This is a genomic window from Pseudomonas cichorii (genome assembly GCF_019719005.1).
Taxonomy (GTDB): Bacteria; Pseudomonadota; Gammaproteobacteria; order Pseudomonadales; family Pseudomonadaceae; genus Aquipseudomonas; species Aquipseudomonas cichorii_E.
Genome location: NZ_JAIGPJ010000060.1, coordinates 1 through 16,698 on the forward strand (window position 1 = coordinate 1; position 16,698 = coordinate 16,698).

Genomic DNA, 16,698 nt, shown 5'->3' on the forward strand with positions numbered 1-16,698 from the left:
GCAACCGGGTAGCGGTGTTCAAAAGCAAAGCGGGTTGACAGTGGGGGCGAGTCCATACATAGGAGCGAATTTATTCGCGATAAGGTTCCAGGCGGCGAATATTTATGCTCTGTACTGGCCCTTCGCGAATAAATTCGCTTCTACGTATGTACTCGTTTGCAGTCATGCAGTGATGAGGTTCGACCTGTCATCTTTCGCAACGTAGAATGCGCGCCTTTCTTGTGGGCGGTCGGCCGTCCTGTCATCAGTCTTTAGCGGGAGCTTACCCATGAGCGATTATCAGGAAACGTTATACGAAGGCTATGGCCAACGCTTTCGTATGGAAAAAATGCTGCACGAAGTCCGTACCGAGCACCAGCATCTGGTGATTTTCCAGAACCCGCGCATGGGGCGGGTCATGGCGCTGGATGGCGTGATCCAGACCACCGAAGCCGATGAGTTCATCTACCACGAAATGCTGACCCATGTGCCGATCCTGGCGCACGGCGCTGCCAAGCGTGTGTTGATCATCGGTGGCGGTGACGGTGGCATGCTGCGCGAAGTCGCCAAGCACCTGAGCGTCGAGCACATCACCATGGTCGAGATCGACGCCACCGTAGTGGAAATGTGCAAGGAGTTCCTGCCCAACCACTCCAGCGGTGCCTTCGAGGACTCGCGTCTGAATCTGGTGATCGATGACGGCATGCGTTTCGTCGCGACCACCGAAGAGAAGTTCGACGTGATCATTTCCGACTCCACCGACCCGATCGGGCCCGGTGAAGTGCTGTTCTCGGAAAACTTCTATCAGGCCTGCCATCGCTGCCTGAACGAAAACGGCATTCTGGTTACCCAGAACGGCACACCGTTCATGCAATTGAGCGGCGTGCAGACGACTGCTGGCCGTATGAATGGCCTGTTCTCGGACTGGCATTTCTATCAGGCGGCAATCCCCACCTACATCGGTGGCGCGATGACCTTCGCCTGGGGTTCTACCAATACCACCTATCGCAAGCTGCCACTGGAAACCCTGCGCCAGCGCTTTGCCGGCAGCGGTATTGTTACTCGCTATTACAACCCGGAAATCCACATCGGCGCGTTCGCCTTGCCGCAGTACGTGCTGCAGGCAGTGAGCAAACCCAGCAACGACTGAGGTTTTTCTGCCACTGGCATGATCTGAGTCCCTCAAGGTCATGCCAGCAGAGGCAGCTATCACCGTACGGTGTCTGGTGCTGCCAGGTGCCGTACAACAAATTTTTCACACCCGCTTGTCGAAAATGGCGCGCGATTATTCAGGGCCTCGTCCTGACAAGCGCTAAAAACATGGCAATCACGTAATATCTGCCCCCCATGCGCTGCCTCCTTTTTCGGGTCGGCAGGTATCGCATATCCGAACTCAATTCCTGAATCCACCGGATCCTGACAAAAATGGCTAACACGGACGCCCAGATTCATCGGCAAGCTTTGTCCCGTCTGCAACACCCAACCGTCAAATCACACCTGGCCTACATCCTGCTCAGCGGCCTGACCCTGATGGTGATGTACACCCTGCTGCGTATCGGGTTGCTGGTCTACAACCGTGAAATGATTGGCGAGACGCCAGCGTCGACCTTTATCGAAGCGTTGTTCAACGGCATGCGTTTCGACCTGCGTCTGACGATCTATCTGCTCATTCCTCTGATGCTGTCGCTGTTCAGTGTCCGTGCCATGGCTGCACGGGGTTTCTTCCGGTTCTGGCTGACCCTGGTCGGCAGCATCACGCTGTTCCTCGGCCTGATGGAAATGGACTTCTATCGTGAGTTCCACCAGCGCCTGAACGGTCTGGTGTTCCAGTACGTGAAGGAAGATCCGAAGACCGTTCTGAGCATGCTCTGGTACGGCTTCCCGGTGGTTCGTTATCTGCTGGCGTGGGCACTGGTCACCTGGTTGTTGAGCCTGGTGTTCAAGGGCATCGATCGCGTGACCCGTCCACGTCGCGAATTCAGTGTTGGCAGTGGCAGCAATCGCTCGATTGCGCCCTGGTACATGCGCGTCGGTGTGTTCTTCGTCGTGCTGGTCATTGCGGTCATTTCTGCCCGTGGCACCTTGCGTCAAGGCCCGCCACTGCGTTGGGGTGATGCTTACACCACCGAATCGAACTTCGCCAACCAGTTGGGCCTCAACGGCACGCTGACGCTGATCACGGCCGCGAAAAGCCGCATGTCCGAAGACCGCGACAATATCTGGAAAGCCACCTTGCCTCAGCCTGAGGCACAGCAGGTCGTGCGCAACATGCTGCTGACCAGCCATGACCAGTTGATCGATCCGAACATTGCGGCAGTCCGTCGCGATTTCACGCCGCCCGTTGAAAACACGCTGCCAATCCGCAACGTTGTGGTCATCCTGATGGAAAGCTTCGCAGGCCACTCGGTCGGGGCCCTGGGCGATGCAGCCAACATCACGCCTTACTTCGACAAACTGTCCAAGGAAGGTCTGCTGTTCGATCACTTCTTCTCCAACGGCACCCACACCCACCAGGGCATGTTCGCCACCATGGCGTGCTTCCCGAACCTGCCGGGCTTCGAGTACCTGATGCAGACGCCAGAAGGCAGCCACAAGCTGTCGGGCCTGCCACAGTTGCTCAGCACCGGTCGCAACTACGACGATGTCTATGTCTACAACGGCAACTTTGCCTGGGACAACCAGTCGGGTTTCTTCAGCAACCAGGGCATGACCAACTTTGTCGGTCGTGAAGACTTCGTCAACCCGGTGTTCTCCGACCCGACCTGGGGTGTTTCCGACCAGGACATGTTCGACCGTGGCGCCGAGGAGCTCAAAGCCCGCCAGAACGGCAAGCCGTTCTATGCCTTGCTGCAGACCCTGTCCAACCACACGCCTTACGCCTTGCCGGAAAACCTGCCGGTGGAGCGCGTGACAGGCCATGGTTCGCTGGACGAGCATTTGACCGCCATGCGTTATTCCGACTGGGCACTGGGACAATTCTTCGAGAAGGCCAAGAAAGAGCCTTACTTCAAGAACACCCTGTTCGTGGTGCTGGGTGACCATGGTTTTGGCAACAAGATGCAACTGACCGAAATGGACCTGGGCCGCTTCAACGTGCCATTGCTGCTGATCGGGCCGGGCGTGCAGGAGAAATTCGGCCAGCGCAGCAGCATCGTGGGTACCCAGGTCGATGTGGTGCCGACCATCATGGGCCGTCTGGGCGGTCAGACCCGCAACCAGTGCTGGGGACGCGACCTGCTGAACCTGCCTGAAGGCGACAAGGGCTTTGGTGTGATCAAACCGTCGGGCAGCGAGCAGGTGGTCGCCATCATCCATGGCAACCGTATCCTGATCGAACCTACGGAAATGCCTGCCAAGGTCATGACCTACACCCTGGGTGCAAACCCGCATGCCGAAGTGGTGCCCGATGCTCCGGACACGGCCGAGCTCAAGCAGAAGCTGGAAAGCTTCCTGCAGACCGCTACCAAGAGCCTTCTGGATAACACCGCCGGTGTAGAGGCCAGCAAGAACCGCAACTGATACTGCTGGCTACACAAGGAAAGGCCCTCTGCATTCGATGCGAGGGCCTTTCTTTTTACCTGCATTTTTCTGGAACGAATGCCGCGGCAAAAAGGTCAAGATCATGCAAGCCAGCGTTCTGGCTTCGTTCGGGAGGTATTGATGAAACAGTGGGTCATTTCGTATCTCGATAAAGATGGCGTGCAGCAGCGCCATGATATTGATTCACCGGAACGCCCAAGCGAGGAGGTTGCGGCACGTCTTCTGCGTCCGATTCTGTTTCCGGTCACGGATGAGCTGGATCTCAACGATCTTGAGGGACGCACCGAGGAGCCGACAGTCAAAACCCTCAAGGATCACAACAGTGTGCAGATCATTTCCATTACAGAAGTAATCTGACTCATTTGCACCTGCAAAGACTTGTTGTGTCAGGCACTTGGCAGCAGGCCCGAGTTGGGTCTACTCTGCAAACGAGGCTGATCCGTCAGCCTCTCAATGTCGAAACCGGGTTGCTACAGATCCGGTCTGGTCAGCTTCATGCTTGATTCCCCACTGCGGATTAACTGTCGTGTGGCGACCACCAGCCAGGTGGTCGTTCTGGAAGAGTTGAAACTCTATCTATCGTTGCATAGGAGGACGTTTCATGAGCACAGCCTATCAAGAGGACATCAGCAGTCACGTACTGCGCCGCATGAAAGAAGGCGGTTTTGATTTTGCACGTACCTATCCTATCGAGTTCTACGCCGTCTTCCCGGATGAGGAACGGGCGCGGCAGGCTGCAGGACAATTTCGTGGTGAATCCATCAATACCCAGATCAATGTGCGGGACGACGGTGCGTGGCACTTGCAATTGAGCAAGGTGATGTATGCCACCTATGACGGCATCGGCGACTTCGAGCATGACTTCCAGAACGTGATCTCGCCGATGGACGGTGAGGTTGAAGGATGGGGCGTCACAGCGGAGGTCAGAAGACTGCACGCATGAGTCATCTGTCTGTCAGTAACACGACCGGTCAATTGCGGAGTATGCCGCCATTGGCCGGTCGTGCTTTTGGCCGCCGGAAAAGGAACGGATGCAGCCGATGGGCAAAAAAAAGCCACTCGATGGAGTGGCTTGAAGGGAAGTCCGGTTAGAAAAGCGCCAGGGCGCAAATTCCAGAAAAAAAATCGAGACAGGCAATCGGGCCTTTGTTTGCTCGGTTACTGGCGATTATGGCGAACTAATATCCCCCAATGAAATCAACACTGACTATGCTGGTGATAGATTTCGCGATTGCCTGACGCTTCCGAATGAGGCGTAGGAGAAATGGTCAGGGCATTTATTGCACAGGAATGGTGCGTTGAATGTCTTTTGTTTGCGTAAATCATTGATATCAAAGCGTTTATGCCGATGGCACGGGCCTTGCGAAGGCCTGTAGGTCCATGGTGACAAGGAGTACGGCATGATCCGCACCTTTTATGACGAGATGTACGACGCTGGCGGCCAGGTCCGCCCGCATTACCGGGAATTTGCCCGCTGGTTGGGTGACACGCCCCCTGAGCTTCTGGCTCAGCGTCGGCGTGAAGCCGACCTGTTGTTTCATCGCGCCGGGATCACGTTCACGCTCTATGGTGACGAGCAGGGGACCGAAAGGCTGATCCCCTTCGATACGATTCCGCGCAGCATTCCGGCCAGTGAATGGCGGGTTGTGGAGCGCGGCTGCATTCAGCGCGTCAAGGCGCTGAACATGTTTCTTGCGGACCTGTACCACGATCAACGGATCATCAAGGCGGGGATCATTCCCGCCGAGCAGGTCCTGGCCAACGAGCAATATCAGTTGGCAATGCAAGGTCTGAACCTGCATCGCGACCTGTATTCGCACATTTCCGGGGTCGACCTGGTACGCGACGGCGATGGCACGTATTACGTGCTTGAAGACAACCTGCGTACCCCGAGCGGCGTGAGCTACATGCTCGAAGACCGCAAGATGATGATGCGCCTGTTCCCGGAGCTGTTCGCCGCGCAACGCATCGCCCCCATCGATCATTACCCGAACCTGTTGCTCGACACGCTCAAGAGTTCGAGTCATCTGGACAATCCGAGCGTGGTGGTCCTGACGCCGGGTCGTTTCAACAGCGCCTTTTTCGAACACGCCTTTCTGGCGCGTGAGATGGGGGTCGAGCTGGTGGAAGGTGCGGATCTTTTCGTGCGCGATGATCGCGTCTTCATGCGTACCACCGACGGTCCCAAAGCCGTTGATGTGATCTACCGCCGTCTTGACGATGCTTTCCTGGATCCGCTGGCCTTCAACCCGGATTCGATGCTCGGTGTGCCGGGCCTGCTGTCGGCCTACCGTTCCGGCAATGTGGTTCTGGCCAATGCCATCGGGACTGGAGTTGCGGACGACAAGTCGATCTATCCCTATGTGACGGACATGATCCGTTTCTATCTGGATGAAGAACCGATCCTCAAGAACGTGCCGACCTGGCAGTGCCGCAAGCCCGAAGAGCTGTCCCATGTGCTGGCCAATCTGGGTGATCTGGTGGTCAAGGAAACCCAGGGTTCCGGCGGTTACGGGATGCTGGTCGGCCCTGCAGCGACCGCTGCGGAAATCGAAGCCTTCCGTGCCCGTCTCAAAGCCAAGCCACACGCATATATCGCCCAACCGACCTTGTCCCTGTCGACCTGTCCGACCTTCGTCGAGAACGGCATCGCCCCGCGACATATCGACTTGCGCCCATTTGTCCTTTCCGGCCGCGAAACCCGCGTTGTGCCTGGCGGGCTTACCCGAGTAGCGTTGCGTGAAGGCTCGCTGGTGGTGAACTCGTCGCAAGGTGGTGGAACCAAGGACACCTGGGTGGTCGAGGATTAAGGATGCCTGCCAATGCTAAGTAGAACTGCCTCGGATCTTTTCTGGATGTCGCGTTACCTGGAGCGAGCGGAGAACCTCGCCCGAATGATGGACGTGAGTTACTCGCTGTCATTGATGCCCCAGGACGGGCGCGGTGGGCTGGACGAAATTGCCATGCCACTGCTGATTACCGGAACCCTGGATGCTTATGTGGAGCGTCATGGCGCACTGCATGCCGAACGCATGCTGCATTTCTTCGCTCTGGATGCCAGCAACCCGGCGAGCATCTATAGCTGCCTGGGCGCGGCACGGGCCAGTGCCCATGCGGTGCGCGGGCGAATTACCGCGGACATGTGGGAAAACATCAACTCCACCTGGCTGGAGATTCGCGGGATCGCCGAGCAAGGATTGGCGCGCTATGGCATGAGCCATTTCTGCGAATGGGTGAAAGAGCGTTCCCATCTGTTCCGGGGCGCGACCTATGGCACCATCATGCGTAACGATGCGTTCCGTTTCATTCGTCTGGGCACCTTCATCGAGCGTGCCGACAACACCATGCGCATGCTCGACGCCCGTTATGAAATGCTGGAATTACGTGGCCCGCTGGCTAACGCAGCGGCGGACAATTCTGCAGCCGGTTATTACCAGTGGAGCGCCTTGCTGCGAGCCTTGTCGTCTTTCGAGGCTTATACCGAGCTGTACCGTGACGCACCAGGCGCGCGTCACGTTGCCGAGCTATTGCTGTTGCGCGCCGACATTCCGCGCTCCTTGCGGGCCTGTCTGGAGGAACTGGATCTGATCCTCGCCAGCCTGCCGGGCGCCAATGGTCGACCGGCACAACGTCTGGCGGCAGAAATGGACGCACGTCTGCGCTATACCAGCATCGACGAGATACTGGGCGAAGGCCTGCATGAGTGGCTGAACGAATTCATTCCCTTGGTGGCCCAGTTGGGTGATGCCATCCACACTTCATATCTGGAGGCTGCATGAGACTTTCCATTAGCCACGAGACCACCTATCACTACGATGATCAGGTTCGGGCCAGCATCCAGTATCTGCGCCTGACGCCTCATGACAGCGAGCGCCAACAGATCCTGAGCTGGCAATTGAACCTGCCGCGCCCGGTGCGTGCGCAGATCGATCCGTTCGGAAACATCCTCCATGTGCTGACTCTGGACGAGCCCCATGAGTCGATCATCATCGGTGCCCGTGGCCAGGTGGAAATCGACGAAACCCGTGAGGCCGAACATGAAAGCCAGTCGCCGCTGCCTTTCCTGCGCTTTACCCGCCTGACCGAAGCGGACGAAGCCATGCGCTCATTTGCCGCCAAAGAGAGCAGCAAGCGCACTGATCGCACGGGCTTGATCGACTTGATGCAGGCGCTGAATCAACACATCGTCTACACGCCCGGCGCGACTGAGGTCGACACCAGCGCGGCCCAGGCATTTGCCGGTCGTTCAGGTGTCTGCCAGGACCACACCCATGCATTCCTGGCCTGCGCCCGCAGTCTTGGCGTGCCCGCGCGTTATGTCTCCGGTTACCTGTACAGCGAAGACAAGGATCATCTGTCCAGCCATGCCTGGGCCGAAGCCTGGATCGACGATGGCTGGTACAGCTTCGACGTCACCAACACGCTTGCGATTCCTGCTCGTCATCTCAAGCTGGCGGTAGGGCTGGATTATCTGGATGCTTGCCCGGTACGCGGCATGCGCCGTGGCGGTGGTTACGAGCAGATGCACGCCAAGGTCTCAGTCTCGACGCAGGTTCAGGTGCAGCACCAGTAAGCTGACCACTGCTGGAGAGCGAATTCATTGGCGAATGAATTCGCTCCTGCAAGTGGTTTACTCCGCCGGATCATCGGTAATGTCATACAGCGCATTATGCAGCTCTTCATAATTGCCGCCGTTGATGACACTGAAGTAACCGGCTTGTCGCAGTTTGTCCTGAGCCTTGCTGGCTTTTTCGTTCGAGCTGCTGAAGATGACGAAAACAGAGTTGCGGTCGGCGAGCACCTGTTTCAGTTGATTGACCAGGCGAGCATCCTCGACCCGAACCGCATTGAGCACGGTGCCAGCGTCGTACTCGGTCTGGCTGCGCACATCCACTGCCAGTTTCCCTTCCTTCAAGGCCGCCACAGCAACTGCCTGCTCGACCTCACCTGCCTGCGCCACGAAGCTGCAAGCCAGAATACCCAGTGCTATCCATTGACGCATAAACCCATCTCCCATCATTTAACAGGAAGATTGGCACAGATATGAGCGCTTCGGTAGCGCACGCCTGATCAGCCGAACAACCGGTTCAGATTGGGCAGGATCAAGAGAAGAGTGGTTGCAAATACAATAAGCCCCGCCTGACGTATCTTTGAATGCTTGAACATGGCTGACTGCCTTTTGTTGTTATTCCTGAGCGACAAAAGCTCACCGAATTCATCAAGTCCGAAATCGGGCAGCTGGCAAAGGTGGTGCTGATGAACGGGTGGTCTCGGCCATATCGCCGCAGACCTGACGCTGGATGTATTTTTATCGCGCCTTCCTGTTACAGATTTAACCTTAGAGGCCCCATTGTCTGGGGCTTAGAACTATTCGGTATTTATGGTTCTTAATTTCTGATTAAAGGTTATTTAGACGTTGCTGATAACATGGTCAGGCCTTGGCTAGAGGCTTTGAGGGCAGATCATTAGCCTTCTACCGTTCGTCTGGCCGAGGTGTGTCCTGCTAGCTATACCCTGTGGGGGGCCATACCGATACTGGCTTCTTGCTTTGGTCGCGTCATTCAAGGCAGGCTTTGCCCGTGCGCTATTGCCTTTTTACTGTTTCAGGTCCTTTTTTATGTCGTTACGCATCTGCATTCTGGAAACCGACATCCTGCGCCCGGAGTTGGTTGAGCAATATCAGGGGTATGGGCGGATGTTCGAGTTACTGTTTGCGCGCCAGCCATTTGCCGTTCAGCTCAGTGTCTACAACGTGGTGCAAGGCATTTACCCACCCGAAAACGAACGTTTCGATGCCTATCTGGTGACCGGCAGCAAGGCCGACTCGTTTGGCAGCGATCCCTGGATTCAGACGCTCAAGGTCTACCTGCTCAAACTGTACGAGCGGGGCGACAAACTGTTGGGGATCTGCTTCGGGCACCAACTGCTGGCGCTGTTGCTGGGTGGCAAGACCGAGCGCGCCACCCAGGGCTGGGGAGTGGGCATTCATCATTATCAACTGGCTGACCCGCAGCCCTGGATGACACCGGCCATCGACAAGCTGACGCTGTTGATCAGCCACCAGGATCAGGTCACGGCATTGCCGGAAAATGCGACGGTGATCGCTTCCAGCGATTTCTGCCAGTACGCGGCTTATCACATCAATCATCAGGTCCTGTGTTTCCAGGGGCACCCCGAATTCATTCACGAGTTTTCCCGCTCATTGCTGGACCTGCGCCAGCAGACGCTGGGTGAGCAGGTTTATCGCAAGGGGCTGGACAGCCTGGAGCACGAACACCATGGCGCGACCGTTGCCGAGTGGATCACGCGCTTTGTGGCACACAAGCCGGACTCGAATGTGGCTTGACGCCTGAAGGCTCCCGACGTTGCAACTGGCGTCGGGAGCCACTGGCCGTTACAGCCAGCCCGAGCGCTTGAAACTGGTGAACAAGGCTGCGCAGCCTCCAACGATCACCCCCAGCACCGCGAAATAGCCGTAGTGCCAGGTCAGCTCCGGCATGTTCTCGAAGTTCATCCCGTAGATGCCGGCGACAGCAGTCGGAAACGCCAGGATCGCCGCCCAGGCCGCGAACTTGCGCTGCACGATGCTTTGTCGCGATGACTCCAGCAACAGACCGATCTCGATGGTCTGGCTGGCGATGTCCCGCAGATTGCCCAGGTCTTCCATTTGCCGTTTGACGTGAATCTCAACGTCGCGAAAGTACGGACGCATGTTCTTGTCGATGAAGGGAAAACTCAGCTTCTGCAGCTCTTCGCCGACTTCCACCATGGGCGACACATAGCGGCGCAGACGAAGAAGATCCCGGCGCAGGCTGTGAATGCGATGGATGTAGGCTTCATTCAGGATGCCGCCGAGTACGCTTTGCTCCAGCTCTTCCAGCTCGGCATGGATGGCTTCTGTCACCGGCTGATAACTCTCGGTTACGAAGTCCAGCAGGGCGTAGAGCACGAAGTCTTCGCCATGCTCCAGCAGCAGCGGCCTTGCTTCACAGCGCTGGCGCACAATCCCGTAGGATTTCGAGTGGCCGTTGCGCGAGGTGATGATGTAGCCCTTGCCAGCGAAAATATGGGTTTCGATGAACTGCAGCCTGCCGTTTTCCCGCACCGGCGCGTAGGTGACGATAAACAGTGCATCGCCGAAGGTTTCCAGTTTGGGGCGGCTGTGGACTTCCAGCGCATCCTCGATAGCCAGTTCGTGCAGGTTGAATTGCTCTTTGAGGCTTTCCAGTTCCTGCGGGGTTGGCTGCTCCAGCCCGATCCAGACAAAGTGATCCGGCCTGGCTGCCCAGGCTGCGCCTTCTTCAAGGGTGATATTGCTGACTTTCTTGCCTTTGCTGTAAACCGCTGCTGCAACAACTCGGCCCATATCGTTTCGCTTCTTGTTCAAGGAGTGGCTGTGATGCAAAAAGGATTGCGCCATGGCTCAACACGATAAAGCCCGCGTTGGCGGGCTTCATGGCTGTCGAGCGCAAGGCTTAGAGCGAAAGCTGCTTGTCGAGTTCTATGGCGGCATCCAATGTATCGAGCAGCGCTTTTCTGACCTTGAGCTTGGTTTTTCTGTGGGCGTTCATATTGATCTTCTTCAGTTGCAGGGCTGCGGTGCGGGCGGTTTCCTGCAACTCGTCGATGCTGACCACCTTGTCCAGAAAGCCCGCGTTCAGCGCGCCTTTGGGGTCGAACATCTCGGCGTTGATCACCGAACGATGAAACGCGGACTTGCGCAGACGGTCACGTGCCAGTTCGATGCCCACATGGTGCATGGTCATGCCGATCTGTACTTCATTGAGGCCGATATTGAAGGGACCTTCGACCCCGATCCGGTAGTCGGCGGACAGCAACAGGAATGCACCCTTGGCCACGGCATGGCCCGGGCAGGCGACAATGATTGGGAAGGGGTGCGCCAGCATGCGTCGCGCCAGTGTCGAACCACGGGATACCAGGTCGATGGCCGCTTCGGCGCTGGAGGTCATCACCTTGAGGTCATAACCGCCCGAGAGAATGCCCGGTTGCCCTGTGACGATCACCACGGCACGATCTGTCTCGGCCTGATCCAGCGCGGCATTGAATGCGGCGATCACATCCGGCGAGATGGCGTTGACCTTGCCGTTGTTGAGGGTCAGCGTGGCAATACCATCTTCAAGCTGGTACGAGATCAGATCGCTCATGGCGCAATTCCTTCTTGTTGAGATGCGCAGACGTTACCCAGCTCAAACCATCAGGTAAAGCGCTGACTGATCGGTCATGAACGGATTCTTCTCAGCGCGTCATGCAAGAGGCGATCTGGCCGTAAACAGTGCCACTTTTCCTGTGACCTCCACCGTCACGTCCTTGAAATGCAAAGCCAGGGCATTGCGCAGGCTGGCAACGCTGTCACTGCGATTACCAAAGATGCCTTTCTTGTTATAGACATCCATCAACTTGCGACCAAACCCGTTGTGCCCGGCTTCGTCGCCCAGAATGGTTGCGCCGAACAGCACGCCGTCATCCTTCAGGCGGGTCTTGAGGTTGGCGAAAACCTGGGCCTTGTCGCTCATGGTTCCGGGCAGGCAGTGCAGCAGATAGAACAGCGAGATCGAGTCAAACCCTGTCTCATGCCCGGGTTCGAACGGCTTGAACACATCGTGGCGGATTACCCGGATGCCCGGCCGCCCGAAGCGCTGGCGTGCGGCTTCCAGGCTGCTGCTGTTGAGGTCCAGCAAGGTGACTTCGGTACTGATGGGCAGATTGGCATTGGCCAGGTAATAACCGGTGCCGACGCCTACATCCAGATGGCGTGCGCCGACATGGCGATTGAAGAACGGCTGCAATACCTGCGTCGTCGAGCACTGCCAGGCAAAACGATTGGAAACCCCCAGGACCCACCAGTCATAAAGTTTCAGGGTCAGGGGAGAGTAAACGGCTGCACCTGCTTCGGAAGAATGGTTCATGCACTTCTGGTCCTTGTTCAACCCGTGATCACTGTTCGATTTCGTTCAGGTCGCAATACTCGTCCCAGTCCATGCCCAGGGCTTCGGCCACCTGTGCGTGGGCTTCAAGACGCATGCTCTTGAGCTGTTCCGGGGTTTCTGCAATCAATTGCAAAGCCAGTTCCCAGGGTTCGATACCCTGATCCTCGGCTTCATCCTCAAAGGCCCATTGCGCCTGCTGCTTCTGTTCTTCGGGGCTGAGGTTCTTGATTTCATCCTGCAAGGTCGGATGGGTCGAGAGGTATTTCGCCAGGGCGGCTTCGTTCCACTCCAGTGCATTCATGCCGGGTTTCCTCAAACTCATGGGGTAGCCAGGCCTGCCGGGGAGGCAGGTCTGGCGAGACCGCGAGATTGTGAGGGAACATTTCAAACGCTGCCAGTGCTGGCACTGCTGAATACATCGTGCCCCAAGCAGGAAGCCGTCATTTGTCTGACATGAAACCTGATCCCAGCTCCGCTCCTGTAAGTGGATCGGCATCCGGGTCGGACTTGGTGCGCTCCTTCATCATGGTCAGGGTCAGCACATCCTCTTCATCGAGCGCCACTGATGCAGTGCCATCGCCTCCGTCAACGGCAGGTTGAGGGTTTTCTACATACTCGAACTCTTCATCACTGTTCCATGGCCCGCGAAGGTTCGGTTCGCCACTGGACATGCTGAAGTAGGTGCGTGTGAATTCCGGCATGCCGGGCAGCTTGCCCTGCGGGAAGTTTGGCTGGATCGAGTGCAGCGCTTTTTCGAAGGACTTCTGGTGAGCGATCTCGCGGGTCATCAGGAAGCCCAGCGCCTCCTTGATGCCAGGATCGTCGACGACATTCAGCAGCCTTTCGTAAACGATCTTGGCCCGGGCTTCGGCGGCAATGTTGGAGCGGAAGTCGGCGGTGGGTTCGGTGATCGAGTCGACATAGGCGGCCGTCCATGGAACACCTGCCGAGTTCACCAGCGGAGCACCGCCACCATATAGCAGGCTGGTTATGTGCGAATCGTTACCGGCACCATTGATGCTGCGATACAGTTCGCCTTCCTCCTGCACGCCTTCAGCCAATTGGCCTTTTGCGCCTCTGTTAAGCATGACGATAATCGAGCCGACGATTTCAAGGTGGCTCAGCTCTTCCGTGGCAATGTCCATCAGCAGATCCTTGCGACCCGGATCCTCCTCGGCCAGGGCTTGTGTGAAGTAACGGGCTGCTGCCGCCAATTCGCCTTGTGCTCCACCGAACTGCTCCAGCAGCAGATTGGCGAGGCCCGGATTCGGCTCGGCGACACGTACGGTGTACTGAAGTCTTTTGTTATGTAAAAACATCGGGTTTTCCTCAAGCTCAGGTTTGTGCGCGTTTGCCACTGCGGGCAATGGCGCAGACATAGGTTTCGAGGAGGGCTGGAGACTAAAGATTTTTTATTTATTCATTTGCAGCGATGAGCGGAATCTGATGAATAGTTCAAGGCGACTGATGAGCTGCCGTTTCAGGTGAAACGAGAACTGCACAGAGGTACATAGCCGCCTGAGCGGCTACGCCCTTACATTTACTTCTTGGCTTCAAGGTCGGGGTTTCTGGAGCGAGCCAAAAAGGCTGCCGTGATTTCAGGAAGGTGTTCAAGCAGCCATTTCGCCATGGCTTCTTCCTGCTGAAGCGTTTCCTCGCAGGCCCTTTGGGTTTCCGGATCTCCCGCCACCTTCGCAGCTTCGATCAATACCGTGTAAGCCGCGATTTCCACGTTCTCGAACACGTAGCCAGACATCGCACCTTTCACGACCTCATCGCTCATCATCGAGCCACCTACCACCTGACCGAACGCCATGACCTTGCCAGTCAGATCCTTCAGGGTGGAAGGGCTTTCGTCATACCGGGAAAGGCATTCACTGATACGTTGTTGCTGACCGCGTGTCTCTTCGATGTGCTGCTCGATGCGCCTTTTGAGGCTTTGGTAATGCTCCAGACGCTCAGCCTGTGCGGTGAGCATCTTTTCAGCCTGCTGCTCCATCGCATGGGCATCACGCAGCCAATCGATAAGGTTTTCCTGTGGGGTAGCCATGTGTTCGTCCTCGTTGTGACGTTAATGGGGATACGCACGGATGAGCCATTCGACGACTGCGGATTTCCGTCTTTTCCATGCCGGGCAATGCCCGCATTCGGTAGAGCCGGGGAGGGTGACGGGGTTCGCGGTATTTGTTGGCCGTCTGTCATTAATGACGGGGGAAATGGATGCATCGGACAGGGCAAAAAAGGTGTGTAGAAAATCTGATACACGGCAGGTGCAAAAAATTGACGCCATGATAATGGCAACCTACAATCGCGCCGAATTTGATATCAATATGATATTGCAGGGACGCACCGTGTATTCCTACGCCTCCAGGACAGCTCTGCTTGTTCTCTTCGCTGTCACTCCCCTTGTTTCCCTGGCTGCCCCGACCCCCGGTGAGCAGGACCTGATCCGAGACCGTCAGGACCGTCTGCTCGAAGAGCAGCGCCGTCGCCTGGAAGAGCTCAAGGATTTACCCGGCGCCCAGCCAGCTCCCCAAGCCCCCGAGGCTCCGGTCGATACGCGCTGTTTCAGGATTGACGTCATCGAACTCAAGGGCGCCGATTCATTGTCGGGCGGTGAGCGCGAAACCTTGCTCAAGCCCTTTCTGGGTGAGTGCCTGGGTGTTGCCCAGCTCAACGATGTACTCAAGGCCGTCACCGATCACTACATCGACAAGGGATGGGTCACGACCCGTGCCTACCTGCCGCAACAGGATCTGTCCAAGGGCCATCTCGAAGTCCTCGTCGTCGAGGGCAAAATGGAAAAACTGCGCAGCGGTGAGGGCAGTGGCCTGAGTCCGCGCGAGCTGGCCATGTCCTTTCCTGGCAGTGAAGGCAACGTGCTGAACCTGCGCGAGATCGAGCAGATGGTCGATCAGCTCAATCGCTTGCCGTCCAATAAGGCGCAGATGGAGCTGACACCGGGCCAGGCCGTCGGCGGCAGTGATGTATTGGTCAATAACACCCCACAGAAACCCTGGCGAGCGAACCTGTCGCGCAATAACGAAGGCCAGCGCAGCACGGGCAAACAGCAGTGGAACGCCGGTCTGGAGTGGGACAGCCCGCTGGGCCTTGCGGACCAGTTGAGTCTGCGCGGCGGTCACGACGCTATCAGCGATCACCAGAAAACCTCCAGAAACCATATGCTGGCCTACAGCCTGCCGTGGGGTTGGTGGACGTTCAGTTACACCTACAGCGAAAGCGAGTATCGCTCTCTGGCCCAGGCCAACGGCTTCAACTTCAAGCAGACCGGTGACAGCCAGAATCATCAGCTACGCATCGAGCGGGTGATTCATCGCGACTCACTGAGCAAGACTTCGCTCAATGCCGGGCTGGCCTATCTGCGCACCAACAATTACATCGAAGACAGCAAGCTGGCCTTGAGCAGCAATCGCCTGAGCGAAGCCCAGTTCGGTATCAACCATGGGCGGCGGATCGGTTCTGCGTTCGTCAACATCGACCTGGGCATGCAACAAGGCACCGGCGCTTTCGATGCTCAGGACAATGGTCATCCAGGCCCCGGCGAAGCCGATGCCCGCTATCGCAAATACACCGGCACCCTGAGCTACCTGCAACCCTTTCAGCTCTGGGGCGAAAACTTCAGTTTCACCAGCCTGGCCACCGGCCAGCGCAGCGAGGATGTCCTGTTCAGTCCGCAACGGATGAGCCTGGGTGGATCCTCCTCGGTACGTGGTTACAAGGACCAGTTTCTGTCCGGCGACAGTGGCGGTTACTGGCGCAACGAATTGCGTCTGACGCGCCCGGTGACTCTGGACTGGTTGCGGCCGGTGTTCAGCGAGTATGGCGCGGCGGCCGGTTACGACCAGGGCGTTATCCGCAATGACCGCTACAACGGCGAGGCGCACGGTCGCCTGTCCAGCAACTCGTTTGAAGCCTTCACCCGTGGCCAGCACGTGGCGCTCAGCGTGACCTTTGCGCACTCCCTGGAGCGTCCTGCTGACCAGCTCGAACGCGAAGCACCTGTTTACCTGCGCATGGATTTCTTCCTCTAAACCCGTTTTTTCGAGACCGCCCACATGGACGTCCGCCAACTGGCTTTTCTTGCCCGTCAGCCTTCTGCTGCCCTGAAAGAACGTGAACTCTTCTGGGGCCTGCCCAAGCGCGGCATTGCGCTGATCCTGGCCAATGCGATGTTCTGGCAGCCGATGTGGGCGCAGGCTGATGGCGTGGT

At 57.2% G+C, this 16,698-nt stretch carries 16 protein-coding genes and 1 pseudogene; 10 read left to right on the top strand and 7 right to left on the bottom strand.

The window, feature by feature from the left end; genetic code table 11:
• Positions 1-268: 268 nt before the first annotated feature.
• The 7 genes from speE (at position 269) to K5D32_RS25145 (ending at position 8,092) form a co-directional block, all read left to right on the top strand.
• Positions 269-1,129, top strand: coding sequence for a polyamine aminopropyltransferase (speE, locus tag K5D32_RS25115; protein ID WP_221576539.1), 861 nt, complete (start codon positions 269-271; stop codon positions 1,127-1,129).
• A gap of 275 nt (positions 1,130-1,404) precedes the next feature.
• The gene (locus tag K5D32_RS25120; protein ID WP_221602245.1) at positions 1,405-3,498 is read left to right on the top strand and encodes an LTA synthase family protein; all 2,094 of its coding nucleotides are present in this window, start codon (positions 1,405-1,407) and stop codon (positions 3,496-3,498) included.
• A 141-nt stretch (positions 3,499-3,639) separates the two neighbouring features.
• Positions 3,640-3,876 (top strand): hypothetical protein, encoded by a 237-nt coding sequence (locus K5D32_RS25125; protein WP_025259376.1) that lies wholly within the window; start codon positions 3,640-3,642, stop codon positions 3,874-3,876.
• Positions 3,877-4,120: 244 nt separating this feature from the next.
• Positions 4,121-4,462, top strand: coding sequence for a ribonuclease E inhibitor RraB (locus K5D32_RS25130; protein ID WP_025259377.1), 342 nt, complete (start codon positions 4,121-4,123; stop codon positions 4,460-4,462).
• A gap of 457 nt (positions 4,463-4,919) precedes the next feature.
• Complete coding sequence (locus K5D32_RS25135) at positions 4,920-6,329, top strand: circularly permuted type 2 ATP-grasp protein (protein ID WP_122370981.1); 1,410 nt, start codon at positions 4,920-4,922, stop codon at positions 6,327-6,329.
• A 12-nt stretch (positions 6,330-6,341) separates the two neighbouring features.
• Positions 6,342-7,298: an alpha-E domain-containing protein gene (locus K5D32_RS25140; protein WP_221576541.1), complete on the top strand. Its 957-nt coding sequence runs from the start codon at positions 6,342-6,344 to the stop codon at positions 7,296-7,298.
• Complete coding sequence (locus K5D32_RS25145) at positions 7,295-8,092, top strand: transglutaminase family protein (protein WP_221576542.1); 798 nt, start codon at positions 7,295-7,297, stop codon at positions 8,090-8,092. The genes K5D32_RS25140 and K5D32_RS25145 overlap by 4 nt, the downstream gene beginning before the upstream one ends.
• Before the next feature lie 57 nt (positions 8,093-8,149).
• On the opposite strand, the gene K5D32_RS25150 is transcribed toward K5D32_RS25145, so the two are convergent.
• Positions 8,150-8,521 (bottom strand): rhodanese-like domain-containing protein, encoded by a 372-nt coding sequence (locus K5D32_RS25150; protein WP_221576543.1) that lies wholly within the window; start codon positions 8,519-8,521, stop codon positions 8,150-8,152.
• Between the two features lie 615 nt (positions 8,522-9,136).
• On the opposite strand from K5D32_RS25150, the gene K5D32_RS25155 reads away from it, so the two are divergent.
• Entirely contained in the window at positions 9,137-9,865 is a 729-nt protein-coding gene (locus K5D32_RS25155) for an amidotransferase (RefSeq protein WP_221576544.1), read from the top strand.
• Positions 9,866-9,913: 48 nt separating this feature from the next.
• On the opposite strand, the gene K5D32_RS25160 is transcribed toward K5D32_RS25155, so the two are convergent.
• The 6 genes from K5D32_RS25160 to K5D32_RS25185 all read right to left on the bottom strand — a co-directional run bounded on the left by K5D32_RS25160 (position 9,914) and on the right by K5D32_RS25185 (position 14,517).
• Positions 9,914-10,885: a magnesium and cobalt transport protein CorA gene (locus tag K5D32_RS25160; RefSeq protein WP_200994074.1), complete on the bottom strand. Its 972-nt coding sequence runs from the start codon at positions 10,883-10,885 to the stop codon at positions 9,914-9,916.
• Between the two features lie 109 nt (positions 10,886-10,994).
• On the bottom strand, positions 10,995-11,684 hold the full coding sequence (locus K5D32_RS25165; protein WP_221602248.1) for a crotonase/enoyl-CoA hydratase family protein: 690 nt from the start codon (positions 11,682-11,684) through the stop codon (positions 10,995-10,997).
• Positions 11,685-11,783: 99 nt separating this feature from the next.
• Positions 11,784-12,446 carry a bifunctional 2-polyprenyl-6-hydroxyphenol methylase/3-demethylubiquinol 3-O-methyltransferase UbiG gene (locus tag K5D32_RS25170; protein WP_221602250.1) on the bottom strand — a complete coding sequence of 221 codons (663 nt, stop codon included), beginning with the start codon at positions 12,444-12,446 and terminating at the stop codon, positions 11,784-11,786.
• 28 nt (positions 12,447-12,474) lie between these two features.
• A complete protein-coding gene (locus tag K5D32_RS25175; protein WP_221602252.1) occupies positions 12,475-12,768 on the bottom strand; it encodes a DUF6388 family protein in 294 nt (97 codons plus the stop codon).
• Positions 12,769-12,907: 139 nt separating this feature from the next.
• The gene (locus K5D32_RS25180) at positions 12,908-13,786 is read right to left on the bottom strand and encodes a manganese catalase family protein (RefSeq protein WP_221531107.1); all 879 of its coding nucleotides are present in this window, start codon (positions 13,784-13,786) and stop codon (positions 12,908-12,910) included.
• A 221-nt stretch (positions 13,787-14,007) separates the two neighbouring features.
• Positions 14,008-14,517, bottom strand: coding sequence for a ferritin-like domain-containing protein (locus tag K5D32_RS25185; protein WP_221602254.1), 510 nt, complete (start codon positions 14,515-14,517; stop codon positions 14,008-14,010).
• A gap of 280 nt (positions 14,518-14,797) precedes the next feature.
• On the opposite strand from K5D32_RS25185, the gene K5D32_RS25190 reads away from it, so the two are divergent.
• Positions 14,798-16,519 carry a ShlB/FhaC/HecB family hemolysin secretion/activation protein gene (locus K5D32_RS25190; protein ID WP_221602256.1) on the top strand — a complete coding sequence of 574 codons (1,722 nt, stop codon included), beginning with the start codon at positions 14,798-14,800 and terminating at the stop codon, positions 16,517-16,519.
• Between the two features lie 24 nt (positions 16,520-16,543).
• Positions 16,544-16,698, top strand: a pseudogene (locus K5D32_RS26440) (ShlA/HecA/FhaA protein); the annotation flags it as partial.